This is a genomic window from Nocardia rhizosphaerihabitans, assembly GCF_014646295.1.
Classification (GTDB): domain Bacteria; phylum Actinomycetota; class Actinomycetes; order Mycobacteriales; family Mycobacteriaceae; genus Nocardia; species Nocardia rhizosphaerihabitans.
Genome location: NZ_BMNE01000002.1, coordinates 949,086 through 975,822, shown reverse-complemented (window position 1 = coordinate 975,822; position 26,737 = coordinate 949,086). Strand labels below are relative to the sequence as shown.

The 26,737-nt window shown below is 68.7% G+C and carries 27 protein-coding genes; 19 read left to right on the top strand and 8 right to left on the bottom strand.

Going from position 1 to position 26,737, the window contains the following annotated elements:
* Positions 1-53 precede the first annotated feature (53 nt).
* Together IEY60_RS10980 and IEY60_RS10975 are read left to right on the top strand one after the other, a co-directional pair.
* Positions 54-500, top strand: a complete 447-nt coding sequence (locus IEY60_RS10980) for a MarR family winged helix-turn-helix transcriptional regulator (RefSeq protein ID WP_189026687.1) — start codon at positions 54-56, stop codon at positions 498-500.
* A gap of 95 nt (positions 501-595) precedes the next feature.
* Positions 596-1,045 (top strand): hypothetical protein, encoded by a 450-nt coding sequence (locus IEY60_RS10975; RefSeq protein ID WP_189026684.1) that lies wholly within the window; start codon positions 596-598, stop codon positions 1,043-1,045.
* Positions 1,046-1,108: 63 nt separating this feature from the next.
* On the opposite strand, the gene IEY60_RS10970 is transcribed toward IEY60_RS10975, so the two are convergent.
* Entirely contained in the window at positions 1,109-1,444 is a 336-nt protein-coding gene (locus IEY60_RS10970; protein ID WP_189026682.1) for an ArsR/SmtB family transcription factor, read from the bottom strand.
* A 60-nt stretch (positions 1,445-1,504) separates the two neighbouring features.
* The gene (locus IEY60_RS10965) at positions 1,505-2,716 is read right to left on the bottom strand and encodes a cytochrome P450 (RefSeq protein ID WP_229739705.1); all 1,212 of its coding nucleotides are present in this window, start codon (positions 2,714-2,716) and stop codon (positions 1,505-1,507) included.
* A 108-nt stretch (positions 2,717-2,824) separates the two neighbouring features.
* Here IEY60_RS10965 and IEY60_RS10960 point away from each other — a divergent pair, with 108 nt between their 5' ends.
* The 6 genes from IEY60_RS10960 (at position 2,825) to IEY60_RS10935 (ending at position 8,482) form a co-directional block, all read left to right on the top strand.
* Positions 2,825-3,868 (top strand): 3-oxoacyl-ACP synthase III family protein, encoded by a 1,044-nt coding sequence (locus IEY60_RS10960; protein ID WP_189026680.1) that lies wholly within the window; start codon positions 2,825-2,827, stop codon positions 3,866-3,868.
* Between the two features lie 30 nt (positions 3,869-3,898).
* Positions 3,899-4,741: a beta-ketoacyl-[acyl-carrier-protein] synthase family protein gene (locus IEY60_RS10955; protein WP_229739704.1), complete on the top strand. Its 843-nt coding sequence runs from the start codon at positions 3,899-3,901 to the stop codon at positions 4,739-4,741.
* 176 nt (positions 4,742-4,917) lie between these two features.
* Positions 4,918-5,115: a hypothetical protein gene (locus IEY60_RS10950; RefSeq protein WP_229739703.1), complete on the top strand. Its 198-nt coding sequence runs from the start codon at positions 4,918-4,920 to the stop codon at positions 5,113-5,115.
* A 78-nt stretch (positions 5,116-5,193) separates the two neighbouring features.
* Positions 5,194-6,213, top strand: a complete 1,020-nt coding sequence (locus IEY60_RS10945; protein ID WP_189026676.1) for an NAD-dependent epimerase/dehydratase family protein — start codon at positions 5,194-5,196, stop codon at positions 6,211-6,213.
* Positions 6,210-6,968 (top strand): glycosyltransferase family A protein, encoded by a 759-nt coding sequence (locus tag IEY60_RS10940; protein WP_189026674.1) that lies wholly within the window; start codon positions 6,210-6,212, stop codon positions 6,966-6,968. Before IEY60_RS10945 ends, IEY60_RS10940 begins: the two co-directional genes overlap by 4 nt.
* Complete coding sequence (locus IEY60_RS10935) at positions 6,965-8,482, top strand: class I adenylate-forming enzyme family protein (protein ID WP_189026672.1); 1,518 nt, start codon at positions 6,965-6,967, stop codon at positions 8,480-8,482. Before IEY60_RS10940 ends, IEY60_RS10935 begins: the two co-directional genes overlap by 4 nt.
* On the opposite strand, the gene IEY60_RS36205 is transcribed toward IEY60_RS10935, so the two are convergent.
* Complete coding sequence (locus tag IEY60_RS36205) at positions 8,479-9,777, bottom strand: phthiocerol/phthiodiolone dimycocerosyl transferase family protein (RefSeq protein WP_268241466.1); 1,299 nt, start codon at positions 9,775-9,777, stop codon at positions 8,479-8,481. The two genes, IEY60_RS10935 and IEY60_RS36205, sit on opposite strands and share 4 nt — an antisense overlap.
* Before the next feature lie 201 nt (positions 9,778-9,978).
* Entirely contained in the window at positions 9,979-11,430 is a 1,452-nt protein-coding gene (locus tag IEY60_RS10925; protein ID WP_189026670.1) for an amidase family protein, read from the bottom strand.
* Between the two features lie 149 nt (positions 11,431-11,579).
* On the opposite strand from IEY60_RS10925, the gene IEY60_RS10920 reads away from it, so the two are divergent.
* From IEY60_RS10920 to IEY60_RS10910, 3 genes are read left to right on the top strand one after another with little or no spacing between them, the layout of a single operon-like run.
* Positions 11,580-12,212 (top strand): DUF1989 domain-containing protein, encoded by a 633-nt coding sequence (locus IEY60_RS10920; protein WP_189026668.1) that lies wholly within the window; start codon positions 11,580-11,582, stop codon positions 12,210-12,212.
* On the top strand, positions 12,209-13,324 hold the full coding sequence (locus tag IEY60_RS10915) for an oxidoreductase (protein ID WP_189026666.1): 1,116 nt from the start codon (positions 12,209-12,211) through the stop codon (positions 13,322-13,324). The genes IEY60_RS10920 and IEY60_RS10915 overlap by 4 nt, the downstream gene beginning before the upstream one ends.
* Complete coding sequence (locus IEY60_RS10910; protein WP_189026664.1) at positions 13,321-14,184, top strand: polysaccharide deacetylase family protein; 864 nt, start codon at positions 13,321-13,323, stop codon at positions 14,182-14,184. Before IEY60_RS10915 ends, IEY60_RS10910 begins: the two co-directional genes overlap by 4 nt.
* Here the strand turns inward: IEY60_RS10910 and IEY60_RS10905 are convergent.
* On the bottom strand, positions 14,172-15,722 hold the full coding sequence (locus IEY60_RS10905) for a PucR family transcriptional regulator (RefSeq protein ID WP_189026662.1): 1,551 nt from the start codon (positions 15,720-15,722) through the stop codon (positions 14,172-14,174). The genes IEY60_RS10910 and IEY60_RS10905 overlap by 13 nt on opposite strands.
* 100 nt (positions 15,723-15,822) lie before the next feature.
* Here IEY60_RS10905 and IEY60_RS10900 point away from each other — a divergent pair, with 100 nt between their 5' ends.
* The 4 genes from IEY60_RS10900 to IEY60_RS10885 are packed head-to-tail and all read left to right on the top strand — an operon-like array spanning position 15,823 to position 18,006.
* Entirely contained in the window at positions 15,823-16,101 is a 279-nt protein-coding gene (locus IEY60_RS10900; RefSeq protein WP_189026660.1) for a hypothetical protein, read from the top strand.
* Positions 16,098-16,421 (top strand): hypothetical protein, encoded by a 324-nt coding sequence (locus IEY60_RS10895; RefSeq protein ID WP_189026658.1) that lies wholly within the window; start codon positions 16,098-16,100, stop codon positions 16,419-16,421. The genes IEY60_RS10900 and IEY60_RS10895 overlap by 4 nt, the downstream gene beginning before the upstream one ends.
* Positions 16,422-16,477: 56 nt before the next feature.
* Positions 16,478-17,185 (top strand): pentapeptide repeat-containing protein, encoded by a 708-nt coding sequence (locus IEY60_RS10890; RefSeq protein ID WP_189026656.1) that lies wholly within the window; start codon positions 16,478-16,480, stop codon positions 17,183-17,185.
* Positions 17,186-17,238: 53 nt separating this feature from the next.
* A complete protein-coding gene (locus tag IEY60_RS10885) occupies positions 17,239-18,006 on the top strand; it encodes a peptidase inhibitor family I36 protein (protein WP_189026654.1) in 768 nt (255 codons plus the stop codon).
* 64 nt (positions 18,007-18,070) lie between these two features.
* Here IEY60_RS10885 and IEY60_RS10880 read toward each other — a convergent pair whose 3' ends face one another.
* The 3 genes from IEY60_RS10880 to secA all read right to left on the bottom strand — a co-directional run bounded on the left by IEY60_RS10880 (position 18,071) and on the right by secA (position 21,668).
* The gene (locus tag IEY60_RS10880; protein ID WP_189026652.1) at positions 18,071-18,478 is read right to left on the bottom strand and encodes a type II toxin-antitoxin system VapC family toxin; all 408 of its coding nucleotides are present in this window, start codon (positions 18,476-18,478) and stop codon (positions 18,071-18,073) included.
* Positions 18,475-18,741: a hypothetical protein gene (locus tag IEY60_RS10875; protein ID WP_189026650.1), complete on the bottom strand. Its 267-nt coding sequence runs from the start codon at positions 18,739-18,741 to the stop codon at positions 18,475-18,477. Before IEY60_RS10875 ends, IEY60_RS10880 begins: the two co-directional genes overlap by 4 nt.
* A 131-nt stretch (positions 18,742-18,872) precedes the next feature.
* Positions 18,873-21,668 carry a preprotein translocase subunit SecA gene (gene secA, locus IEY60_RS10870; RefSeq protein WP_189026648.1) on the bottom strand — a complete coding sequence of 932 codons (2,796 nt, stop codon included), beginning with the start codon at positions 21,666-21,668 and terminating at the stop codon, positions 18,873-18,875.
* A 247-nt stretch (positions 21,669-21,915) separates the two neighbouring features.
* On the opposite strand from secA, the gene IEY60_RS10865 reads away from it, so the two are divergent.
* From IEY60_RS10865 to IEY60_RS10850, 4 genes are all read left to right on the top strand, one after another.
* Positions 21,916-23,325, top strand: coding sequence for a WS/DGAT/MGAT family O-acyltransferase (locus IEY60_RS10865; protein ID WP_189026646.1), 1,410 nt, complete (start codon positions 21,916-21,918; stop codon positions 23,323-23,325).
* Positions 23,326-23,335: 10 nt separating this feature from the next.
* A complete protein-coding gene (locus IEY60_RS10860; protein ID WP_373291706.1) occupies positions 23,336-23,875 on the top strand; it encodes a DUF6912 family protein in 540 nt (179 codons plus the stop codon).
* 122 nt (positions 23,876-23,997) lie between these two features.
* Positions 23,998-25,128 carry a ferredoxin reductase gene (locus tag IEY60_RS10855; RefSeq protein ID WP_189026644.1) on the top strand — a complete coding sequence of 377 codons (1,131 nt, stop codon included), beginning with the start codon at positions 23,998-24,000 and terminating at the stop codon, positions 25,126-25,128.
* 199 nt (positions 25,129-25,327) lie between these two features.
* Positions 25,328-26,683 (top strand): fatty acid desaturase family protein, encoded by a 1,356-nt coding sequence (locus IEY60_RS10850; protein WP_189026642.1) that lies wholly within the window; start codon positions 25,328-25,330, stop codon positions 26,681-26,683.
* Positions 26,684-26,737: the final 54 nt, after the last annotated feature.

Here is a 26,737-nt window from a genome sequence, read left to right as displayed (position 1 = left end):
CCCGCGTCCGGCCTGTCGTCGCCGGGCGCGGGCGCATGCGGGAAAATGGCTCGGTGACCACCGAGAATCCCCGCCCCCGACCGCCGGCGATGAGCCCGACCATCTTGGTGATCACACTGTCTCGGCGGGTCGAGGCCGAGTTGAGTGCGGCCTTGGCGCCGCTGGATCTCACGGTGGCCCGGCTCGGGCTGCTCGGTCACATCAACGGGGTGCCGGGGGCGTCGTTCAGCGAGCTGGCGCGGATGTCGGGGACGAGCGTGCAGAGCGTGCACACGGCGGTGAAGTCACTCGTCGCGGCGGGGCTGGTGCAGGATCGCACCGCGCGGGCGGGGTCCGCGTCGGCGATCGAGCTCACCGAGGCGGGGACGCAGCTGCTCGGTGAGGCACGAAAAGTGGTGACACAGGTGGACACTCAGCTTTTCGGGCCCGAGGCCGACCCGATTCAGCGGCGGGTCGGCGCGGCCATCGTGGCCGCGTTCACCGGCGCGTCGCCGCCCTGACCCGCGCCGTCACCGGACGTGACAAATCCGACCTTCAATGTTGTTGAAACTCGCGCTAAGCTTCAGCCACATTGAAGGCCGGAGGGAGTCGGTAGGTGGAACATCTGTTGTTGTCCGTGCATGTGGTCGCGGGCATCGTCTTCGTCGGGGGTTCGGCGGTCGCGACCAGCCTGTTCCCCCGCTATGCCCCGGTCGCCGCGGGCGGCCCCGACCCCGAGTCGGTACGCAGCAAGTCCGTGGCCGTTGCCCTGCACCGGATCACCGGCAACTACGCCAAACTCGCGATCATCGTCCCGGTGATCGGCATCGTGCTGGCCACGATCCAGGGCCGGATGAACGAAATCTGGATCACCACCGCCATGGTGACCACCGCCATCGCCGGCGGTCTGCTCGCCGTGCAGATCTACCCGATGCAACGCGAAGCACTGGACGAACCCGACGACGGCAAGCGCCTGCGGGTGCTGTCGATGCTGGCAGGCATCTACAACCTGCTCTGGACGGCTGTGGTCGTCCTCATGATCGTCCGTCCCGGATCCGCGAGCTGAAGGAGTGTCGGCATGACCGAGGTATCCGCCGACGAGGTCGACGGATTCCCCTGAGCCGCAACGTCAGGCGTGTTTGGCGCCGATGGTGTGGAGTATTTCGTGGATGATCGGGTCGGTCAGACGGTTGGTGACCGTGCGACCTTCGCGGGTCGAGGTGACGCAGCCCTCGTGGCGCAGGATGCGGAGGGCTTGGGAGATCGCGTTCTCGGTGCGGCCGATGGCGGCGGCGAGTTCGCCGACGCTGATGCCCGGGGTGCGGTGCAGGCACAGCAGGATTTCCAGGCGGTTGGGGTCTGAGAGCAGGTCGAATCGCTGAGCCCATGCGGCGATCTCGACGTCGCTGATCGCGCGCCGGCCCAGTTCGACCGGCGATCCTTCCAGTGTGTGCGGCTCTCCCATGACGATGCTCAGCTTAATCGCCGACTGGACAACGTCGCCATTACCCGGCCAGGGCGGTGCTCAGTTCGCGAGGCGTATGCGCAGCGTCTCGTAGGTGGGGATGAAGACCTTGCGGCGGTAGCGGCGCTCGACGATCTGCCACGGTGTGCCCGCCGCGGTGAGCGCCGCGAGCAGCGCGGTGAGTTCGGAGTGGACGAGCTGCGCGCCAAGGCACAGATGGCGGCCGCCGCCGAACCAGAGCTGCCGGGTCTCCGGCACGTAGTCGCGGTGCACGCTGAAATCGCCGACCGCGTTGTTGATCGTCCAGGTGAGGATCTTGACGTGCTCGCCCGCGCGCAGCTCGCGCCCGGCGATGTTCACGTCGGCGGTGACCGAGCGCCCGACCAGATAGGCCGGACTGGTCACCCGCAGGGTCTCACGGACCGCGTCGGGCAGCCGCTCGGGCGCGCCGAGCAGTGCCCGATGCTGCCCGGTGTCGTGCATGATCGCGACCATTCTGGTCATGGCGCTGGCCAGGGTGTCGGTGCCTGCCACGGCCATGAGAATCGCCAGCCCCGCCGCGTGCTCGACATCCAGACCCAGCTCCCGGCAGCGCCCGAGGGTGGTGTCGGGATCCGCGCGTGCGTAGGCGCTAGGGACATTGACAGCCAACTGCCCGGCCAGCTCCTTCGCGCGGGCCACCGCGACCGGGTCGAGGGTGGTCGATGCCATGGTGCCGAAACCGAGGTTGACCAGCTCCTCGACATGGTGGAACAGCCGCAGGAACAGCGCGTCCAGGTCGTCGGTGTGGTCGCCGCCGATGGCCGCGGCGATGTCCTCGGGGCGCATGCCGACCAGGTCGGACACGCTGCGCCCGACCAGGATCTGGGCGCGGGCGGCGATGTCGACGGTCTCGCCCGCGGCCAGCCGCTCCCGCAGATCCCGCAGGTCGGGGCCGATTACGCGCTCGACGAGGGCATCGGTGTGGGTGAGGGTGAACAGGTCGCGCACTGTGGTCCGCAGCTCGGTATGGCCTGGGCCTTCGAACAGGTCCTCGACCCAGTCGCCGATGACCTGCGCCCACCAGTGCCCGGCCGCGCCTTCGGAGACGATGCTGAAGTGCGTGCTGTCGTTGTAGATCTGGCGCGCGACCAGCGGATCGGCAACGAACCAGCCGAGTTTGGGGACCTTGCGAATCGGCCGTGCGATCCTGCCGAGCAGCAGAACGCCAGGCAGCCAGGGCTGACCTGCGGCTAGGAGGGTGAGTTCATGGCGTCGGGCGGCACTCCACACCCCGGCACAATCTAGTTGACCGTGACCGAATAGTGAAGGTCTGTGACTAGGATCGACGAGATGCGCTGATGGCGGATTGTGCATCGCGCGATATTCGGAAGTGAACACATGGTGAGATCGACAATCGAAGCCGTCGGCGCGTATCTGCCGGCCCGCGAGGTGACCACAGCGGAGTTGATGAGCCGATTGGCCGTCGACGCGCCCCTGGATCTGGAGAAGGTCAGCGGGGTCGTGGCGCGTCGCGTCCGCGGCGTCGACCCGGACGGCAGGCCGGAGGACTCGTACACCATCGCCCTCGCCGCCGCCCGCAGCGCGCTGGCGAATTCCCGGTACGACGCCGCCGATCTGGACGTGATCATCTCCTGCTCGATCACCCGCACCCGCGGCGAGAACTTCTGCTTCGAGCCGTCGTTCGCGCTGCTGCTGCGCAACGCGCTCGGGGCGACGCGGGCCATCCACTTCGACGTGTCCAATGCGTGCGCCGGAATGATGACCGGAGTCCTGTTGCTGGACAGAATGATTCGGTCCGGTGCGGCCCGGCGGGGCATGGTGGTCTCCGGCGAGTGCATCACGCCGATCTCCGACACCGCGGTCCGCGAGATCTCGCAGAAGTACGACCCGCAGTTCGCCTCGCTCACTGTCGGTGACGCGGGCGCTGCGGTGATCCTCGACGGCACCGACGGACCCGGCCTGGATTACGTCGAGCTCAACACCAGTGCGGCGTTCGCGAAACTGTGCCTCGGCATGCCGAGCGATCAGGGTCCCGGTGTGGCGCTCTACACCGACAATCGCGCGATGCACAACGAGTCGCGGTACCTGCTGTGGACCTCGCGGCAGCGTGAATTCCTCACCGCCCGTGGCTCCGGCTTCGCCGACGAGGGTTACGACTACCTGATTCATCACCAATTCAGCGGTCCCGCAGTGGAATTGATCGACAAGATCGCCGAGCGCGAGTTCGACTCGGTGATGCCGCCGAAGCTGGCGGTGCTGGACCGATACGGAAACACCGCGTCGACATCGCATTTCGTGGTGTTGCACGACGCAGTGCGGCAGGGTCTGCTCGCGCCGGGGTCCAAGGTGCTGCTCGTGCCTGCCGCCTCCGGGGTGGTCGCCGGGTTCCTGTCGGTGACAATCGGCGATCTGCGGGTATAGGACAGTATGGGAATCATCATTTCTTCGGCCGTGACGCAGACCGGCGGAGTCAGTTCGGTGGGCCAGGCGGCCGAGGCCGCGCGTGCCGCGCTGACCGGCGCGGGCTGTACGCCCGAACAGATCGACGCGCTGATCAATGTCGGGGTGTACCGCGACGCGAACCTCGTCGAACCGGCCGTGGCGGCGCTCATCCAGCAGGCCGCAGGCATCGGCCTGGAGTACCGGCCCGGTGACGTGCCGTGTCTGTCGTTCGACCTGATGAACGGGGCATGCGGCGTGGTCAATGCCGTCGGTGTCGCCGCGTCGCTGCTGGCCGACCTGCCCGCCGGACACGTGGTCATCGTCTCCGGCGACGCGCACCCGTCGATGCGGGCCGACGCCGACTTCCCGTTCGAACCGGTGGGCGCGGCACTGGTGCTCGAGAATTCCACCGACGCTGTCGGTTTCGGCGGCGTGCATGTGAGCGCCGGTGACGCGCTGCCCGACCCGCAGGGGTATGTGAACCTGTCGACGATGGGCTCCACCGGCCGGTCGGCGTTGACGGTGGAGCTCGGTACCGACACCGCCGAACTCGTCGAGCACGCGGTCGCGGCGGCGCGCGAAGCGCTGGCGGCCGACGATATCGACGCGGCCCAGGTCGTGCTCGTGTGCGGCAAACCGACGCCCGGCTTCGCTGCCGCACTGGCGGCAGAGCTCGGTGTCGGCGCCGTGGTGACCGACGACTTCGCCGGTGACGCGCACACGTCCGCGTTGACGGCCGCCTATGTGGCGGCGCGCGATGCCGGGCTGACGCAACGGCCGCTGCTGTTCGTCGCGGCCGACGGCGGACCCACCGCCGCGGCCGTCACCTACCGCGGGCCGGGGGTGCGGTGATGACAACACACGCCGCTTCGAGAGCGGACGGAAATACAGAGAGGTGGACGGTGGCGGCACCGCAACAGAGCCAGGCACGACATCGCGCGGCTACGGCGAGCGCTCCGAGCCGAGGGACCGTACTCGCGCTGCGGACGATCCCTGTGCTGGGCTGGGCATTCGTGATACTCGGGGTCGTGCGGCCGTTCCGTTCGCGCCTGCTGAAGATCGCGTTCTGGATCGACCTGGCGCTCAGCGTCGGCGCGCATCTCGCCCAGATTCCCGCCGCGCGCCGCGTGGCCGCCGAGCGGGGAATCGGGCCGGGGCGGGCCGCCGCGATGACGATGCTGTTCGGTGCGACGTGGTGGAAGACCCTCGGCGAGGCCGATCGGTGAGCCCGGCGTGGACGGCGGCGACAGCGCGAATCGGTGTGCCCAGCTGTCCGCGCCGCGTGCGCGCCTTATGGTGACGCGATGACTGTGCTGGTGACGGGGGCGAGCGGCTTCGTCGGCGGAGCGATCGTGCGCGGCCTGCTGGCGCGCGGTGTGCCGGTCAGGGCGATGGCGCGCGACCCCGCGTCCGCGCCGGCCGGTGCCGAGGTGGCGGTGGCCGATCTCGCGGACGCCGCGACCCTGGCTCGCGCCGTGTCCGGAGTGCGTGCCGTGGTGCACGCCGCGGCGCTGCTCGGGGAATTCGGGCGGCCCGCGGAGTTCTTCGCGGTGAACGTGGCCGGGACCGATCGGCTGATGCAGGAGGCCGCGGCGGCAGGCGCGGCGCGGTTCGTCTTCATCGGGAGTCCGAGTGCGCTGATGGCGCCCGACGGTGGCGACCAGCTCGGCATCGACGAGTCGGCGCCCTACCCCGCCCGGTTCCTGAACAGCTATTGCGAGACCAAGGCGGTGGCCGAGCAGCTGGTGCTGGCGGCCGATACGCCGGAGTTCACGACGTGCTCGCTGCGGCCGCGCGCGGTGTGGGGGCCCGGTGATCGGCGCGGGCCGATCGTGCAGCTTCTGGCGAAGTTGCGGGCGGGGCGGTTGCCCGACCTGTCCGGCGGCCGGGAGGTGTGGGCGTCGCTGTGCTACGTCGACCATCTCGTGCAGGCGGTGGAGCTGGCGCTCGAGGCCGAGAAGGTCGGTGGGCGAGCCTATTTCGTCGCCGATGCCGAGCCGGTGTCGGTGTGGCCGACGATGGGCGTGGTGGCGCAGCGGTTCGGGTTGGCCGCGCCGAGTATCACCGTGCCCCCGCCGGTGTTGAGTGGCGCGCTGGCGGCGATCGAGACGGTGTGGCGGATTCCGGCGGTCGCGCAGCGCTGGACGCCGCCGTTGTCGCGGTATGCGGTCGCGCTCGTCACGCGGTCGGCGACCTATGACATCTCCCGTGCCGAACGGGAACTCGGCTACCGGCCGACGGTGCCGTTCGCCGACGGTCTCGAGCGCTTCCACGAGTGGGTCACCGGGATCGGTGGTCTCGACCAGCTGGTGGCCGACCTGTGAACAGCGGTGCGCTCTGGGTGGTGATTCCCGCGTTCGACGAGGAGCGCGGGATCGGCGCGACGTTGACTGCTATTGCGGCGCAACGGGATACCGACTTCACGGTGGTTGTGGTGGACAACAACTCCAGCGACGCCACCGTCGAGATCGTGCGTTCGTTCGCCGCGGCGCATCCGGTCCCGGCGATCGAGGTGATCACCGAGCCGCAGAAAGGCACCGGCGCGGCCGCCGACACCGGGATGCGGTACGCGATCGCGCAGGGGGCGACCTTTCTGGCCCGCACCGACGCCGACTGCCTGCCCGCGCCCGACTGGACGCAGCGGATCAAGGCCGGGTTCGATTCCGGGCTGCGCCTGGTCAGCGGGCAGCTGATTCCGCGGACGGACGAAGGGGTTTCGTGGCGGGATCGCACCGTCATCCGGGTCGCGTTGGAGGTGGCGTCGGCCTTCGGGAAGGTGCGCTCGGGTAATCGCGATCCGAAATATCTCGGTCCCTATGTGATGACGCCCGGGTGCAATATGGCGATCACCGCCGAGTTGTACCTTGCCGCAGGCGGATTCCCGCGTACGGCGATCGAGGACCTGCACGAGGATCGCGCGCTGGTCAACGCGGTGCGCACGATCACCACCGACTACGGGTTGCGCCGTGATGTCCGGGTGTACGGATCCAACCGGCGGGTGCGTGCGTGGGGCATCCGCAAGACGCTGGCCTGGTACGCCGACCATCGGTACCGGCCCGAGGTCGTCGATATTCGATGACGACCGACTTTCTCGAACGCCTCGCCATGCAGGCCGACCGTATTCCCGACGCGTCCGCCCTCGGTACGGTCGGCGAACGCGCGCTGACCTATCGCGAGCTCGTCGACACCGTCGACCGGGTCGCCTACAACCTCGGGGCGGCCGGGTTCCTGCCCGGTGATCGGATGCTGTTCTCGATCCGGCCGAGCGTGGCTTCGGTGACCCTGATCTTCGGGGTGATCGCGGCGGGCGGCACGATCGTCTTCGTCGACCCCGGCGTCGGGCCCTCGCTGTTCGCTCAGCGGGTGAAACTGGTTGATCCCGCCTGGGCGGCCACCGAGTCGCTGCTGTACGCGGTGAGCGGCCCCCTGGCCGGATTCGGGCGTCGGCGCGGGCTGAGTCTCCCCCGTTTCGGCGCACTCGATGTGCGGCACATCCACAGCGGTCCCTGGCTGCCGGGGACGCCGGCCGGTTCGATTCCGTTGCGCCGCTTCACCGGTGCTGCCGCCGGAGCTGCGAACGTACCCGCCGATCCGGAAGCAGCCGCGCTGATCGTGTTCACCTCGGGCACCACCGATGAGCCGAAAGCCGTTGTGCACACTCGTGCTTCGCTCGGTGCGGGACTGGCCGCGATGAGCGGACGGACCAGTCTCGCGCCCGGTGCGTTCCTGCACACCGAACAGCTGATGATGGGGTTGCCCGCGCTCATGGCGGGCGCGCGCTGGGCGATGCCGCCGTATCCGCGCTTCGGCACCCACATCGACCCGGTCCGGTTCACCCAGGGCCTGCACAGCGCCACCCACGCGTTCTACACACCCGCCGACCTGGCCGTCGCGCTCGACGCGCTCGAGTCCGGCGAGATCTCTGCGCCTGCGTACCTGCGCCAAGTCGCCCTCGGTGGCGCTCCCGTCACCTCCGCCTTGCTGCGGCGGGCACGGAAGTCGTTGCCCAGCACCGAGTTTCTCGCCATCTATGGGATGACCGAGATCCTGCCGGTCGCCGTCACCAACGATGTCGCCAAGCTCGCGCACGAGGGCGATCTGCTCGGCGCTCCCGTACCAGGGGTGGTGGCCCGGATCGCCGACGACGGCGAACTCGTGCTGGCCGGACCGAATCTGTGCCGCGGCTACCTCGGCGACGACCCGCTCTCGGAGGTCCGCACCGGCGATCTGGCGCGCTGGGATGGTGACCAGCTCGTGCTCACCGGACGCAAGAAGGACATGATGATCCGCGGGAAGACCAACATCTACCCGGGGCTGTACGAGCCGGTGATCACGGCGATCGACGGCGTCCGCGAGGCGATCATGATCGGCATCCCCGACGAGATCGGCGACGAACGCGTTGTCCTCGCCGTCGTCACCGACCCGGACGCAGGCGATGTCGCCGCGCTGCTGCGCACCCGATTGCCGCAGATCATCGACACCACCGCGGTCCCCGACGACATCGTGAGCGTCGACCGGATCCCCGTCAGCGGCCGCACGAACAAACCCGACCGCGCCGCCCTCCGCGAGCTGCTGCGCGAACGGCTCACCTAGGGCCTGCTCGAGATGAGCGGCGCGAGGGTGTGGTCGGCGAGGGATTCGATGGTTGCGCGCGGGAGCATGGTGTCGACGTAGCAGAAGGTGATCGAGAGGGTGGTGTCGAAGGTGGCTACGGCGACGGTGAGGGCGCTGGCGCAGGAGTTGGTGCCTGCGACGGTGAGGGCTGTGATGGGCAGGGGCTCGGGGGTTTCGGGCGGAGTGAGGCGGCCGAGGTTGCTGAGGGTGACATTCCAGGGGGCGCGGCGGTCTACGAGTTCTACGGCGCGCCTTCCCGATTCGAGCGAACGGGGGCAGCCGTAGCGGATGGCGGCCAGGCCGGTCAGGTCTGCGTGGTCGGCGAGACGTTGGGACAGTTGGATTTTCGCGGTGCGGGCCGCGTCCCACAGTGAGTGGTTCGAGCCGAAGGGGACGAAGGTCGGGAGTACGGCGGTGAACATGCCGGGTTCGTCGTCGGCGGGTGGTGGTTGTAGTCGGGACCGCAGGTCGACCGGGATGCCGATCCCGGCCACGCCGGATCGTCCAGGGCGATTCAGTTGGCCCAGCGCCTGGGCGAGGGCGGCGGCGAGCGCGGCATTGACGGTGACGCCGGCCCGGTGACAGCGGGTGCGGAGCTCGGCGAGCTGGTCGCCTTCGATGGTGCGGTGCACGGTGCGGGTGCAGCGAACGGGCAGCGGGGGCAAGTCGCCGGGGAGGCCCACGGGGCGCCGGACCGTCGCGGTGAGCTGACCGGCGAGGTTGGCGCGCAGGCACCGGAGCAGACGCGTGTGCGCGGGTGGGATCAGGTCGTCGGCGGCCGGGATCGGTGGCCGGGTGGCGGTGGGACCGGGCGCGCCGAAGGCGACGGCGAGGATGCGTGACGCGAGCGAGGCCATCGAACGGCCGTCGATCAGCACGTGTGAGAAGACCAGGATCAGGTCGTGCAGTTCGTCGGAAGTGCCTGGGCGCCAAGCGAGATCGACGAGGCGGCCCGGTGCCGTCGACAGGTCGACTGGTGTGGTGAGCTGGTCGTCGAAGACTGTGCGCCACTCCTCGGGGTCGGCGACGATGCGGTGCAGGACCGGCAGGTGCGGGTCGTCCGAGGGGACGAATCGGGGACCGTCGTCGACGATCGTGCGCAACAGCGGGTATTCGGCGACGACGGCGGCCGCCGCCTCCTCCAGTCGATACGCACCGATCGGGCCACGTACTCGTAACCGGACCACACAGTTGGCCGGGGACAGTTGATCAACCAGCCAGAACCAGCGTTCCGACGGCGACAGCGGGCGATCGATCTCGCCGGCGCGCACCATGGCGCCCTCCCCTTCCTCCGCACCTTGTCCAGATCCGCGGAGGACAACGAACCGACCGCGCGCATTCGAGGGTACGGCCGGGTCGTCCGCTCGGCGGGTACCTCGGCGGTCACGGTGTGCCGCAACAGACCTGGCGCCCCCGATATCGGGCCATCCGGACCGCTTCCGCGAGATGGGCCGAATCGCCGGCCGCGGGCGTCGCTATCGATCCGGGCCGGGACGCAGTACCTCTTCGCTCCACGCGGCCGCCGCCAGCAGCGCGTCGTCCCCACCCGCCGGCAGAGACAGCAGGACACCCCGCCCCGGCGCTCGGCTCGGCGTGGGCACGCTGATCCCGCAGCTGCCGAGATAGCTGAGCACCATGGTCGTGCGCAAGACCGCCGAGTTGGCGCTGTCGTAGCGGTCCGGGTCGGTCTGCAGGTCGGCGATCCGGGGTGGGAGGCAGCGCACCGTCGGGCACAGGAGCACCGCATTGCCCAGCTCGGCGGCGAATTCGGCACGGAGTCCGGGCATCGCGGCATACACCGGGCCGATGGTGTCGGCGGTGTGCACGTTGGCGTGGAGGCGGCGGCGGGTGGCTGCTTCGATGGGCATCGTCGACGTCAGGCGGTAGCTGTGCAGGCGGTAGGCCTCGGCGCCGACGATCGTGCCGTGCTCGTCCATCAGCCGCTGAGCCGCGTCCAGCGATGGGATTGGACGCACCTCGATATCGGCGCCTGCGGTGCGCATCTGTGCGAGGGTGGTGGCGAAGGCGTCGGCCACCGGGGCGGCGAGGTCCTCGGTCCATTCGCCCGTGGGCACAACGAACCGTGGCGGCGGACACCTCCGTATGCCGGCGGTCGTGCCTGCCACGACGCGCTGCGTGTCGTCCGCGGCGCGCTGTATGTCGTCAGCGGCGCGCTGAGTCTTGTCCGCAACGCACTGTGTGTCGTCCGCGACGCGGCCGAGTGAGTACATGGCGCGATGCGTGGCAGGGATCAGCACGCCGTCGAGCGCGGCGATATCAGCGACCGTGGTCGCGAAGAGGCCGATGCTGTCGAGGGTCGGCGACAGCGGTGCGAAGTCGTGCGGGCCGTATCTGCCTGGGCTGGCACGGAATCCGACGATGCCGCACAGCGCGGCAGGCACGCGGACGGAGCCGGAGGTGTCGGTCCCGACAGCCAGCGCCACTGTGCCGCGTGCGACCGCGACGGCCGAACCGGACGACGATCCGCCGGGAATCAGCGCCGGATCCACCGGATTGGCCGGTGTGCCGAAGCAAGTGTTGATCCCGAGACCGGAGAACGCGAACTCGCTGAGATTGGTCTTGCCGACCGTCACCAGCCCGCTGTCGTGCGCCCGCCGCACCAGTTCGCTGTCGACGGCGGCGGGTTCGTCGTGCTGGTGACTGGCCGAACCGCGCGTCGTGACGGTGCCCTGCACGTCGAACAGGTCCTTCCACACGATCGGCACACCGTCGAGGACACTGCGCCGGATTCCGCGGCGGGCCCTGCGGTCGCTCGCGGCGGCCTGGAAGCGGGCGCGCTCATCGGTGACGGCGATCATCGACGAAGCCGAATCTGGTCGGTGCGCAGCAGCTATCGCATCCTCGACCACAGCAGTCGCGGTGGTCTCGCCGGCGGTGACGACCTGTGCCGTCGCGATGGCAGTCATGATTGCGGCACTCCCCAGCGTCGAATCGGATTACTCGCACGCTATCGCGCACGCCGACGGCAGGATATGTAGAAATGCCCATCCGATACGCCAGAGAGTGTGGATACATCCATAGCGCGCACCCGCCGCCGATCGGTTGACTGAACGGCATGACAGCGTTGAGTTACCCCGAGCCGGTCACCGTGCCGGCCAGACAGGCCAGGTCGGTACTCCTGCGCACCGGCGACCGAGTGCGGATCACCGATGTCGCGGGCGGCCAGGTGGGTGACGTGTTCGCCTACAACGCCGACGACATCACCGAGTACCACAGCGCCGCACACACCCGCACCCACACCAGCCGCCTGTTCCCGACGCTGGGCGAGGCGTTCGTGACCAACCGGCGACGCCCGATCCTCACCTACCTCGACGACACCTCACCGGGCACGCACGACATGCTCATCGCCGCCTGCGACCCGGAACGCTATGCGGCGTACGGCGATCCGGGCCATGCCAGCTGCGCCGAGAACCTGGCGCTGGCGATGGCCGGGCACGGCTATCCGGCGCTGCCACACATCCCGCAACCGATCAACGTGTTCATGCGCATCCCCGTCGGCGCCGACGGCGACCTGTCCTGGTTCGCGGCGCCCACCCGGCCCGGCGATGCGATCACCTTCCGCGCCGAGATGGATTGTCTCGTCGTCGTCTCGTCCTGCCCGCAGGACCACAACGTCATCAACGGTGCAGGTCCGAGCCCACTGACCCTGACCGTCCTGCCCGCCACCACCGAGGAGAAGATCCGATGACCACCACCGACCTGGCCCACCCCGCCCTCGCGCCGTTCGAGCTCGGCACCCTCCGGCTGCGCAACCGTTTCACCGTCGCCCCGATGACCCGCATCTCCGCCGCACCGGACGGCACGCCCACCGACCGGATGGCCGAGTATTACCGCGAATACGCCGCGGGCGGCTTCGGCCTGATCACTACCGAGGGCATCTACCCGGATGCCACGCACAGCCAGGGCTACTACGGTCAGCCCGGCCTGGTCACCGCTGCGCACGTCGCCGGCTGGCGGGCGGTGGTGGACGCCGTGCACGCCGAGGGAGTGCCGATCGTCGCGCAGCTGATGCACGCGGGCGCGATCTCCCAGGGCAACTCCTACGGCGCCGAGACGATCGGGCCCTCCGCCGTGGCGCCGCCCGGGCAGATGATGGCCGACTACGGCGGCGTCGGCGGCCCGTGGAGCGCGCCGAGGGAGATGACCCTGCGCGATATCGACGAGGTGGTCGCCGGGTTCGCCGCAGCAGCGGCGAACGCGCGAGCGGCCGGGTTCGACGGCGTCGAGATCCACGGAGCCAACGGCTATCTGCTCGACCAGTTCCTCACCGACTACACCAATCAGCGCACCGACGAGTACGGCGGCCCGGTGGCCAACCGGATCCGGCTGACCGTGCGGGTGTTGCAGGCGGTCCGCGCCGCGGTCGGCGATCTCCCGGTCGGTGTGCGGCTGTCGCAGACCAAGGTCAACGACTTCACCTACCGCTGGCCCGGCGCCGACGCCGACGCGCGGGTGATCTTCGGCGCGCTGACCGACGCGTCCTACCTGCACATCGCCAGCGAGGGCCGCAATTTCCTGGAGACAGCGCGCCTGGCCGACGGGTCGACGATCACCCAGCTCGCCCGCGAGGTGTCCGGCAGGCCGGTCATCGCCAACGGTGGGATGCACGCCCTGCCCCAGGCCGCGGACGTGCTCACCGGCGGGCACGCGGATCTGCTGTCGCTGGGCACCGGCGCGCTCGCCAACCCCGACCTGCCGCGCCGGGTCGAGGCCGGGCAGCCGCTGGACCCGTTCGACCGTGAGATGCTGCACCCCATGGCGAATCTGGACACTGCCGCGGCCTGGCGCGCGCGCCGATGACCTCGTGGACCCGTGGCGCGGCCGCCGTGGCGACGCTGACCTTCGACGTCGACGCGGAGACGCCGATCCTCGCCGAGGGCAGGCACTACGCCGAGCACCCGATGGTGATGTCACACCAGTCCTACGGGCCGGATGTCGGCGTGCCGCGGATCCTCGATCTCCTCGACGACATGGCCGTTCCGGCAACGTTCTTCGTCCCCGGCTGGGTGGCAGAACGGCGGCCGGGACTGGCCGCGTCGATCGTGGACCGCGGGCACGAGGTCGCCCATCACTCCTACAGCCATCGGGCGCCGACCTCGCTGCCGCCCGGCGCCGAGCGCGCGGATTTCGTTCGGGCACTGGATGTTTTCGCCGCGCAGGGGATCGAGATCGCCGGGCACCGGGCGGCGATGTGGGGCGCCAGTCGCGAAACCCTCTGTCTGGTAGCCGAATACGGCCTGGCCTACGACTCCTCGCTGATGGGTGACGACCGGCCGTACCTGGTTCCCGGAGCGCACAGGCCCGTCGTGGAGCTGCCGGTGCACTGGTCGCTCGACGACTGGGAGCAGTACGCGTACCTGCCGGAACCGCGGATCGGGTCGGTCATCGAATCGCCGGACAAGGTAGAGCGGATGTGGCGGGCCGAGCTCGACGGGATGCGGCACTATCGGTGCCTGTTCAACGTGTGCATGCACCCGTTCCTCACCGGGCGCCCCGGCCGGATGATGGCTCTGCGCAACCTGATCCGCTACGCGCAGGAGTGCGGCGACGTGACGTTCGCGCGGTGCCGGGACGTGGCCGCCTGGGCCCGGGCGGACGCCGAGACGGCCGTCCGTCCGCTGCCCACCTACGCCGTGGATCCGGAGGTCTATCCCCGCTGAGGACCGGTCAGCGCCAGGAACAGGTCGACGACGTCCGCGAGCCGGTCGACATCGCGGCCGGTCAGCTCCGCGATCCTGGCCATCCGGTTGCGCAGGGTGTTGACGTGCACGTGCAGCGCTGCCGCCGTGACGCCCCAGCGACCGTCGTTGGCGAGGAAGACGCGCAGGGTGTGCTCTAGTTCGGTGCGCGCGCGGGCGTCGTGCGCACGGACCGCGCCGAGCACCTGGTCGGTGAACCGGTTCAGGACCTGCGGGTCAAGCAGGCCGAGCAGCATGCGGTGGGTGGCGATATCGGCGAAGGTGGCCGTATCGGGGCCGTCCTGCGCGCGCAGCACCTGGCAGACCTCCCTGGCCCGCACCAGCTGTTCGCGCAGGCCCGCGACGGCGGCGAGCTCGCCGAGACCGATGACGATGCGCCGCGCCGACGCGCGCCGGACGATGTCGGCCGACAGCTCGCCGGCGAAGATCGGCAGTTCCGCGGCGGTGCGCTCCCACGGGCACACCGCCACCACATCCCGGCTGCCCGCGGCGGTGAACACCGGGATGCCGTGGGCGGCGAAGATCGCGCCCGCGGCGTCGGCGATGTCGTCGAGGGGCACGTCCTCGTCCGCGGGCGCGAGGGCGAACACCGCGAGTGACCCGTCCGGCACGCCGTACGCGCGCAGCCGCTGACTCACCTCGCCGGTGCGACCGGGTCCGGACAGGATCATCTCCAGCAGCTCGGCCGCGAAACGGGCCTCGATGGCTTGCACCGCTTGCTGTTTGGTGACTTCAAGACTCAGGAACCGGGCCGCCTGGTCCAGTGCCTCCCGGTCGGCCGCGGTCATGGCAGCCGCCGGTTCCAGGCAGTAGAGCCCAGCATCGATCTCGCCCATCGCGCCCTCGACGAGATAGAGCGGCGATGGTGCGGCAACGAGCAGGTCGACCTCGAGCGGCGGCGGTGTGCGATTGAGCGCGGCGGCGGCCAGCCGGATCTGCTCGGCGGTCGGCGCACAGCCGATGGCGGCCAGGCAGCGGCCCCGGCGATCCACCACGAGCAGCGGCAACTCGGTGTCCCCGCGCAGGATTTCGAGGACGCCGACCGCACCGCTGCCCCGCGACAAGGCGGTCGCCAGTGCGTTCCCCCGGCGCACCGTCGCGGTCAGTTCCGCTTGCAGCACTTCGTTCTGGATGCGGGCGGCGGCGCGGGTGAGCGCGGCGAACGGGACACCGATGCACAGTTCGACCAGCGGGAGGTCGCGCGCGATGCATAGTGCGACAAGTTCTTCCGGTAAAGCGGGGGTCTGTGCCGTCAGCCCGAAGACCAAGCCGGCGGCGCCTGCCCGAACGAGCGCGTCGACGAATTGTTCCGCGGAGACGCGCGGGTACCAGAGCCCGTTGGTCAGCACCAGCTCGCCAGGGCGGATATAGCGCGACGGGTCGGGCAGCTCGGTGGTGTGCAGCCAGCGAATCTCGGCGGACAGGCGTTCGGCGAGCTCCGGCGTCACGATCCGCAAGCCCAGCGCGGGATCGGCGACTAAACGGCTGATGGTCAACACTTGGTGAAATCTACACAGTGGCTACCCCTAGCTGGATGAATCCACACCCCTGCATACTCAGCGCTTTCCTACGCTATTACTACGTGCGTATTATTGACCTATGGGTTTCGAGTGGCCTGATTGGGCGATCGCTCACCTGATCGGCGTCGAACCCAGCGAGGTTCGGCAGGTCCTCGCAGCGTCACGACGGTGGCCACGCCCGGCCTTCGACGGCCAGGTGACCGTTCTGACGGTGTGGGGGCGCACCACGGCCGGGCGCCCGTTGATCGTGGTCACACGGCAGCGCGACGACTGGACGTGGGTGATCATCGGCGCACGAGCGATGCGCGCCGAGGAACTGGCGCAATTCGAGCAGTGGGAAAGTGGGAACCGGTCATGAGCGATCAGGACTATCCATCGAGCAAAGAGGAACTCGCCGACTACCTGGATCGGCTGAGTTTCTCCGATGCGCCCGCCGAAGCTCCGCCCCGCCTGCCCGCCAACGAGGACATCATGGTGACCACCTCCATCCGGTTGCCGCTCGGCCTGCATTCCCGGTTGAAAGATCTCGCCGACGAGCGACGTGTAGGGGTATCAACCCTGCTCAGGGAATGGGCCGAAGCCGCGGTCGCCGAGATCGACGACGAGGATCAGATGATCTCGCTCGCCGAGGCGAAGCGGGCATTGTCTCGGGTCCACCCCATTCATCGGGCCAGCTGAGCGCGTTCGTCCCGGGATCGTTCTCGCAGGAGAACCGGGGGGTGTAAACATGCCTCATGATGTTCTGGCGGCGCCGATCGAAAGGCGAGCTGCATACCGTCCCCCGCTGGCCCAGCGACCCCGATGCCAGGAAGGCGCTGGCGCACTATCTGGACCGGCTGCCGACCGATCCGGCCGTGCCGCGGACCACCGAAATGTTGTTCAACGGTTGGGGACTCGATCTCGGCGGCAGTGATCTGTCCGGGCTCGATCTCGGTGGGGCCGAACTCGGCGAGGCGCGGCTGACCGGGGTCCGGCTGGTCGACACCGATCTCTACGGTGCCTGGATGTTGTCGACGGATCTGTCGGGGGCCGATCTCACCGGCGCCGATCTCGGCAAGGCCCAAGCCCGTGACTGCACGCTGCGCGAGGCCCGGCTGCACGGTGCCCGGCTGATGAAGGCCGACTTCGCGACCTCCGATTTCCATCGCGCCGACCTCACCGGCGCCGACCTGCGGCGAGCGACGTTCGGCGACACCGATTTCCGCGGCGCGAGCCTGCGCGAAGCGCGGATGGACAATGCCAGTTTCCGCGGCGCCCGGTTGGCGGGTTGCGAGGTGGCGGGCGCGGTCGGCGCGATCGGCGGGCCCGTCGATGTGGGCGAGCACAGTCCGCAGTGGCTCGACGGTGCCGCGTTGGCTTCATGGTTCGCCGCATCGGGCGCACCGGGAGTGACGGTTCGTTCGTTGCACCGAGAAATCGAAACCACGCCCGAGCGCGGGTGACGTACGCGTGAAAATCGTTGCGCAGGTGGGTAATCCGCGCGCATTCTATCGCCGTGCAGAAGGTATTCGCGGTGCTGCTCGCCTTGATCGTCGGATTCGGCGTCGTCGGCTGTGAGCACGACGCCGCCGGCGAGGACACCACCAAGGTGGTGGAAGAGGTCGTGTGCGAAATGGTGGTGCCGATCGTCGACGCCGTCCTGGTGAAGATGAAAGCCGGGGTGACGGTGACGGCGGCACTCATCGCCGGGGCCACCGGGCTAGTGCTGAGCAAAGCCTGCTCCTACCTGCTCGACCGCCTCGGCCAAGCCCCGGACGAGGAGCACGAGGTCACCCTCGACAACGGCAAGGGCTCGCAGACCACCAAGATCACCGGCAACACCTTCACCAGCGTCACGCAGGACTGGTGCAACAAGACCGGCGGCTGCACCGGCTACGACCGCTGCCCCACCTCCTACGTCTGCCTGTTCACCGGCAGCGAGGGCACCGGCAAGATGTCCCTGTTCAAGATCGGCTCCCCCGACCTGAGCAACCAGCACATCGACGCCGCGACGGTCTCGGTCTACAACCGCACCGGCAAGACAGCCACCCTCTTCACCGCCCGCAACAACAAGGGCGACACCTACACCATCGAGAAATCGAACAAGGGCGACCTCCCCGCCGCCTGGCAAGCCACCGCCCGCTCGATCACCGTCGGCCCCCTCCCGACCACCACATCGAGCACCACAACGGGCCCGAGCACCCCACCGCCGTCCACCTCGCGCACCCCGAATTCGTCGACACCGTCGACCTCCAAGACACCAACCGCCGTCCCGACATCCTGAAATCCGGTCAGCGACCGCCCCGCATCGCCACGATCGGAGATTCGACAGAACCCGGCCAGAGCATTCACACTGAACCCGCCCGCACAATCCGGACTGCGCAGGCGATTCCTGGCGCATTCGCCAAACGTGATTCCGTGGTGAGCAGTTCGCAACCGTAGGCTTCGGCTGCTGCGACATAGGCGGCGTCGTAGGCGGTCAGGTTGTCACGGAGGTCCCAGATTCTGGAAACGAGTACGCGGGTGACGGGAACCTCGGGATCCAGGCTGCCGAGGGCAGTGACAGCACGGTCGGCCTGGACGGAGGTGATCGTGCCCGCGCGGGTGAAGCGGCGGATCACCGACAAAACCTCGACGGTCCAGTGCTGCGGGGCGATCCAGCGGTTGTCGGCTTCCAGGGCAGCCCGGCAGGCGTCGCCGAGCGGGCCGGGGTTCAGGAGAGCGTGAACGAAGACCGACGCATCGACCACGATCACTCGCGAATCTCCGGCTCGGCCAGCGCCGAATCTCGTTCGGCGCGTTCGGCATCCAGCGCCACCACGACGTCCCGCGCCGTGAACGCCACGTCCATTGCGGCGGGGCTGAACTGTTTGAGCACCGCGATATTGTCCTGGCGCCGAGCTTCATCGCGGACCAGGTCGAACAGAAATGCCTGCAGCGACTGTCCGCGCTGGCGCGCCAACGCGACCAGCTGATCACGGAGCGGCTCCGGCACGTCGCGAATCTGCAGGGCAACCATGCATGCAACTATACATGCACTAGCGGGTGGCGTACACGACGCAGCCGCGCCGTATCAGGATTTGTCGCCAGGATGCGACAAAGGCTCCCACAGATAACCGTGGGAGCCTTTGTCGGTCGGTTACTGCACGCTCAGCGGCGGCGCTTGCCCTTGGTTTCGGCGCGGGCGGCTTCGCGGCGTTCGCGGCGGGTGCCGGGCTGGCCGCCGTATTCCTGGGCGTCGGAGTGGGATTCGGCGCGGCCGTCCTCGGCAGGGCCCGAGTAGTTCAGGCCGCGGGGGGACGCGTCCGACATGCCCTTGGCGCGCAGGGCCGGGGGGGCCTGGGTTTCGGCGGGAGTGTCCTGGGGGCGGGGGGCGCCGACCGGGGAACGCAGGCCCTGGCCGACCGAGACGCCTTCGGGCTGGGGCTGCTGGACCTCTACCTGGAGATTGAACAGGAAGCCGACCGACTCCTCCTTCAGGCCCTCCAGCATCGCGGCGAACATGTCGAAGCCCTCGCGCTGGTACTCGACCAGCGGGTCGCGCTGGGCCATCGCGCGCAGGCCGATGCCCTCCTTGAGGTAGTCCATCTCGTAGAGGTGCTCGCGCCACTTGCGGTCCAGGACCGAGAGCAGGACCTGGCGCTCCAGGTTGCGCATCGCGCCTTCGCCCGCCAGGCCGTCGATCTCCTGCTCGCGCTTTTCGTAGGCGGTGTGCGCGTCGTCGAGCAGGGCTTGGCGGAGTTCGTCGCGGGTGAGTTCGCCCGCGTCACCGGTGACGGTCTCGCCCGCGAGTTCCTTGTGGTCCAGGCTCACCGGGTACAGCGTCTTGAGGGCGGTCCACAGCTTGTCCAGGTCCCAGTCCTCGACATAACCCTCGGCGGTGGCGCCGTCGACGTAGGCGGTGACCACGTCGGTGATCATGTTCTGGACCTGGCCCTCCATGTCCTCGCCACGCAGGATCCGGTTGCGCTCGCCGTAGATGACGGTGCGCTGCTGGTTCATCACCTCGTCGTACTTCAAGACGTTCTTGCGGATCTCGAAGTTCTGCTGCTCGACCTGGGTCTGGGCGCTCTTGATGGCCTTGGAGACCATCTTCGCCTCGATCGGCACGTCGTCGGGCAGATTCAGCCGCGTCATGATCGCCTCGAGCGCGGCGCCGTTGAAGCGGCGCATCAGCTCGTCACCCAGCGACAGATAGAAGCGGGACTCGCCCGGGTCGCCCTGACGGCCGGAACGGCCACGCAGCTGGTTGTCGATACGGCGCGACTCGTGGCGCTCGGTGCCGAGCACGTAGAGGCCACCGGCCTCGCGCACGGCCTCGGCGTCGGCCGCGGTCTGCTCCTTGACCTGCTCGAGCGCGGAATGCCAGGCGGCCTCGTACTCGTCGGGGGTGTTCACCGGGTCCAGGCCCTGCTTGCGCAGCAGGATGTCGGCGATGATGTCGGCGTTGCCGCCGAGCACGATGTCGGTACCACGACCGGCCATGTTGGTGGCGACGGTGACCGCGCCGGGCCGACCGGCCTCGGCGATGATCTGGGCTTCCTGCTCGTGGAACTTCGCGTTCAGCACCGAGTGGGCCACACCGCGCTTGGTGAACTGCTTGGACAGGTACTCCGAGCGCTCGACGCTGGTGGTACCGATCAGGACCGGCTGGCCCTTCTCGTGCCGCTCCACCACATCGTCGACGACGGCGTTGAACTTGGCCTCTTCCGACTTGTAGATCAGGTCGGCCTGGTCCTTGCGGACCATCGGCTTGTTCGTCGGGATCGGGACGACGCCGAGGCTGTAGATCGAGTGCAGCTCGGCGGCCTCGGTCTCGGCGGTACCGGTCATGCCGGACAGCTTGTTGTAGAGGCGGAAGTAGTTCTGCAGGGTGATCGTCGCCAGGGTCTGGTTCTCCGGCTGGATCTCGACCTTCTCCTTGGCCTCGATCGCCTGGTGCATGCCCTCGTTGTAGCGGCGGCCGACCAGGATGCGGCCGGTGAACTCGTCGACGATGATCACTTCGCCGTCGCGGACGATGTAGTCCTTGTCGCGGGTGTAGAGCTCCTTGGCCTTGATGGCGTTGTTCAGGTAGCTCACCAGCGGGGAGTTCGCGGCCTCGTAGAGGTTGTCGATGCCGAGCTGGTCCTCGACGAACTCGACGCCGGCCTCGTGCACGCCGATGGTGCGCTTCTTGATGTCCACCTCGTAGTGGACATCCTTCTTCAGCAGCGGCGCGATGCGCGCGAACTCGGCGTACCACTTGGACGAGGCGTCGGCCGGGCCCGAGATGATCAGCGGGGTACGGGCCTCGTCGATGAGGATGGAGTCGACCTCGTCGACCACGGCGAAGTTGTGGCCGCGCTGGACGAGATCGTCCAGCGAGTGGGTCATGTTGTCGCGCAGGTAGTCGAAGCCGAACTCGTTGTTCGTGCCGTAGGTGACATCGGCGTGGTAGGCGACGCGGCGCTCGGCCGGGGTCATGCCGCCGAGGATCACGCCGACCTCGAGACCGAGGAAGCGGTGCACGCGGCCCATCCACTCGGCGTCGCGCTTGGCGAGGTAGTCGTTGACGGTGACGACGTGCACGCCCTCGCCGGAGATCGCGTTCAGGTACGCGGGGAGCACACAGGTCAGGGTCTTGCCCTCACCGGTCTTCATCTCCGAGATGTTGCCGAGGTGCAGCGAGGCGCCACCCATGATCTGGACCTTGTAGTGCTTCTGGTTCAGCACTCGCCAGGACGCCTCGCGGGCCACCGCGAACGCCTCGAGCAGCAGGTCGTCGAGGGTCTCACCCTCGGCGTAGCGCTGCTTGAACTCGGCGGTCTTGGCGCGCAGCTCGTCGTCGGTCAACTGCTCGATCTCGTCGCCGTACGCGATGACCTCGTCGGCGAGGTTCGAGAGCCGCTTGACCGTGCGACCTTCACCAATCCGTAGCAACCTCGTCAGTGTCAGCGCAGGCACGGGTCTCGTCAGTCCTCTGGTCGGGGTGTGTTCGGCTGGTTGGCCACAGTGTTGATGGCCATGGTAGTCCGCAGACCACCGTACCCGGCGGTGCGGACCCGTGCCCGGTGTACCGGAGGCAGACATCGGCGCTGGTCACGGCGCCCGACGGGCCTCGTTGCCCGGCACCGCGATTCACCTGCCGTGACGTAGGATGTAGCCCGTGCCCGGTCGGGGTCAGATGGCACCGAAAGGAGTATCGGAGCGCGTGATCACGAGATTGACGCCGCAGGATGCGTCGTTCTACCGGCTCGAATCGAGCAGCAACCCGATCCACATCGGCTCTCTCGCGATCCTCCAGAACTCCGAGGCCGACGCATCCGGCCAGGTCCTCGACTACGACAAGCTCATCGATCTGGTCGAATCCCGGCTGCCGCTGGTCCCCCGCTACCGCCGCAAGGTCCGCGAGATCCCACTCGCCCTGGGCAGGCCGGTGTGGGTGGAGGACAGTCGCTTCGACATCAGCTATCACATCCGCCGCTCCGCGCTGCCGGGTCCCGGCAGCGACGAACAGCTCTACGACCTGGTGGCCCGGCTCGCGTCCCGGCCGCTGGATCAGGGCAGGCCGCTATGGGAGATGTATCTGATCGAGGGGCTCGCCGACGGGCGCAGCGCCGTCTTCACCAAATCGCATTCCGCGCTCGTCGACGGTGACACCGCACTCGAGATCGGGCACGTGATCCTCGACAACAGCCCACTGCCGCGGGAGCTGGCCGACGTCGCGTGGCGCGCGCCGCGCGAACCCACCGACGTGGAGCTGCTGGCGGGGGCGCTGTCGCACCTCGCCGCGCAGCCGCGCGAGGCCTACGAGGTTGCCCGTGACGCGGGATCGAATGCGTTCGGGCTGGTCAGGGGCACCAGGATGGCGGTGAAGGCGGCGACCAACGCGGTGCGCGCCGCGACCTCGGGTGTCGCGGACAGCCCGCTCAACGCCCGCACTTCGCGCAGCCGCCGCTTCGATGTCGTGCGTACCGACCTCGACGACTACCGCACCATCCGGCGCCACTTCGACTGCTCGATCAACGACACGGTGCTCGCCGTGGTCACCGGCGCGCTGCGCAACTGGCTGCTCTCACGCAACGAGGCGCTGGTCGAGTCGACGAATCTGCGCGCCGTCGTGCCGATGTCGGTGTACGTCGACGGCGGTGACCAGCTGACCCCGGCCAGCGAGGTGTCCTCGTTCCTGATCGACCTGCCGGTGGGCGAACCGAATCCCGTGATGCGTCTGTCGCACATCTCGCACGCCACCGAAGCCGCGGGTCGGCAGCGCCGCGGAGTGCGGGCGCGCACGCTGGTGCACCTGGCCGGGTTCGCGCCCGCCAGCCTGCACGCGATGAGTGTGCGGGCGGCGAGTACCTTCGCCGACAACACGTTCAACCTGGTGATCACCAACGCGCCGGGACCACAGACCGCGATGTACATCGGCGGCGCGCGCATGCTGGAGATGTATCCGGTATCGCCGCTGCTGCGCAATCAGACGTTGAGTTTCGGGCTCACCTCGTACGACGGTCAGGTCTTCTACGGACTCAACGCCGACCGCGACGCCATGGCCGACATCGACGTTCTCGCGGCGTCGGTGCACGAATCGATGGAGGAGTTGCTCGGTGTCTGTCCCTGAGAACGGCAAGTTGCGCGTCTACATCCCGGCGACGATCCCGATGCTGCGGCAACTCGTCGACGAGCGGGAGGTGTTCCCACTCGGCGCCACCGCGTTCGCCGTGACGCCCGCCCTGCGCGAGGCCTACGCCGCTGGTGACGACGAGGAACTGGCCGAGGTCGCGATGCAGGAGGCGGCCAGGGCTTCGCTGCGATTGCTCGCCGCCGAACGCGACGGTCTCGACGACGTGGGCGCCGAGGGCGAGGCGGCCACCCCGGGCAGCCCGGTGTACCGGCGCGCGGTAATCGCCGCCGACGTCACCGGCGCGAAGCTGCGGCCCGACCTCGACGACGCGGTGGTGAAGCTGGCCGGGCCGATCAGCTACGACCAGGTCGCGTCCGTGCATGTCGACCTCGCCGACGCCGAACCGCAGGTCGCCAAGGCCGTCGACGTCATCGACGCCGCCGATCTGGGCGACACCGACGCCGAGTTCGTCCTCGGTGACGCCGAGGATCACCAGCTGGCCTGGTACGCCACCCAGGAGCTGCCGTTCCTGCTCGACCTGCTGTGACATCTCCGGAGATCAACGCGCCTGCCGCCGCTGCCACTGCCACCAAACCTACGATGCCGTAACCTGGCAGCGAGCGAGCTACCCCACGGCGGCTCCGAGCACACAGGGAGACAACGGCAAGCATGGTCATGAACAAGTTCCGGGAATGGCTCGAAGCACCGGCCGCGCAGGTCGGCGACCGCGGCGGCAAGCTCAACGTGCTGCGTGGCGCGGTGGCCCGGGTGACCACTCCCCTGCTGCCCGACGACTACCTGCACCTGGCCAACCCGCTGTGGTCGGCGCGGGAGCTGCGCGGGCGGATCGTCGAGGTGCAGAAGGAGACCACCGACTCGGCGACGCTGGTGATCAAGCCGGGCTGGGGCTTCGACTTCAAGTACCAGCCGGGCCAGTACATCGGCATCGGCATCCTGATCGACGGCCGCTGGAACTGGCGTTCGTACTCGCTGACCTGCCCGCCGGACTGGACCGGCGAGGGCGGCAAGCGGCTCATCTCCATCGCGGTGAAGGCGATGCCGGAGGGCAAGTTGTCCAGCCACCTTGTCAACGGGGTGGCCGCGGGCACTATCGTGCGCCTGCAAGCGCCCCAGGGCGGGTTCGTGATGCCGGAGCCGCCGCCGGCGAAGGTGCTCTTCCTCACCGCGGGCAGCGGCATCACCCCCGTGATGTCGATGCTGCGGACGATGGACCGGCGCAACGGCGTCAGCGACGTGGTGCACGTGCACTCCGCTCCCACCGACGCCGATGTCATGTTCGGCGCCGAACTGCGCGAGCTGCACGCCAAGCACCCGAGCTTCGTCTCGCACCTGCAGCTGACCGACGAGCAGGGCCTGTTCTCCCTGGCGAGTCTCGACGAGCTCTACCCCGACTGGCGCGAGCGCGAAACCTGGGCGTGTGGACCTGCGCCGATGCTCGACGCGATCGAACAGCATTGGAAGACAGCGGGAATCCCCGACAAGCTGCACATCGAACGCTTCGAGGTCGAGCGTTCCGCGGTCGGCGAGGGCGGCACCGTGACCTTCGGCACCACCGGCCGCACCCTCACCGTCGACGGCGCGACCAGCCTGCTCGAAGCCGGCGAATCCATCGGCGTGCAGCTGCCCTTCGGCTGCCGCATGGGCATCTGCCAGACCTGCGTGGTCACCCTGACCGCGGGACACGCCCGCGACCTGCGCAACGGCGACGAGCGCCAGCCGGGCGACAAGGTGCAGACCTGCATCTCGGCCGCGGCGGGTGACTGCACCCTCGACGTCTGACCATCCCACTCACCGGGGACAGCAGGTACCCTCGGAGTCATGCGCCGGCCATATCAATGGCCGGCAGCGGCTGGTCCAGGCCTACCTCGCGCCGACCGGCGCAGCAGGGCCGAGAACAGCGGCGCAGCCGCACCGTTCTCGGCCCGCCTCGATTCTGCACCGAACCGACCAGCCGCCACATCGAACAGAGAGGACCCCGGTGGCCATCACCGATATCCAGGCCTTCGCCCATCTCACGTCGGCCGACATCGAGACACTGGGGAAAGAACTCGATTCGATCCGCCGTTCGGTGGAGACCTCCCGCGGCGCGCGCGACGCGAAGTACATCCGGCGCACCATCGCCGCGCAGCGCGCGCTCGAAGTGGCTGGGCGCGCGGTGCTGTTCGGCAGCCGTAACCGCTGGGCGTGGCTCGGTGGCACCGCGCTGCTGTCGGTGGCCAAGATCATCGAGAACATGGAGCTCGGGCACAACGTCAGCCACGGGCAGTGGGACTGGATGAATGACCCGGAGATCCACTCCACCAGCTGGGAGTGGGATATGACCGGGACCTCGGCCCAGTGGCGCCGGGCGCACAACTACTCACACCACACCTACACCAACGTGCTCGGCAAGGACGAGGACCTCGGCTTCGGCATCCTGCGGATGACCCGCGACGAGGTCTGGCATCCGAAGCACCTGGTGCAGCCCGCGGCGAATCTGCTGCTGGCCGCCACCTTCGAGTGGGGCATCGCGCTGCACGACCTCGGCATCGAGAAGGAGCTTGCCGGAGTTCCGCAGAAGCAGCTGCTGTCCGAACCCAACAAGGAGTTCGCCCGTAAGGCGGGCCGCCAGGTGGTCAAGGACTTCGTGCTGTACCCGGCGCTGACCGGGCCCGCGTGGAAGTCGACACTGAAGGCCAACGCGACCGCGAACCTGGTCCGCAACCTGTGGGCGTACGCGGTGATCTTCTGCGGGCACTTCCCCGACGGCGCGGAGAAGTTCACGATCTCCCAGCTCGACGGTGAGACCCAGGGCGAGTGGTACCTGCGTCAGATGCTGGGCAGCGCCAATTTCAAGGCCGGGCCGGTGATGGCCTTCATGAGCGGCAATCTCTGCTACCAGATCGAGCACCACCTGTTCCCCGACCTGCCGAGCAATCGGTACCCGGAGGTCGCGGCGCGGGTGCGCGAACTGTGCGACAAGTACGACCTGCCCTACACCACCGGTTCGCTGGGCAAGCAGTATCTGCTGGCGTTCCGGACCATCCACAAGCTGGCGCTGCCCGACCGGTTCCTCAAGCGAACCGCCCACGACGCGCCCGAGACGTCCTCGGAGCACAAGTTCGCCGGCATCTCGCTGCCGGAGGCGCTGCGCGTCGACCCGGAGACGGGCAAGCGCTTCGGGCTGCGCTCGGCGCTGCATGACGCAAAGGTGTCGCTGGAGATCAAGGCCAGGCACGAGAAGGAAGTGCTGCGCGAGGCCAAGGCGACGCTGAAGGCGCGGGCCCGGCAGGAAAAGCTGGCGCTGCGCGAGGCGAAGCGGGCGCTGGGCGAGCGTGCCCGCCGCCGCGGGTGAGATAACATCTCGGCCTCTTTTCCGCAATAGGACGCTTCACACAATCCAGCACTG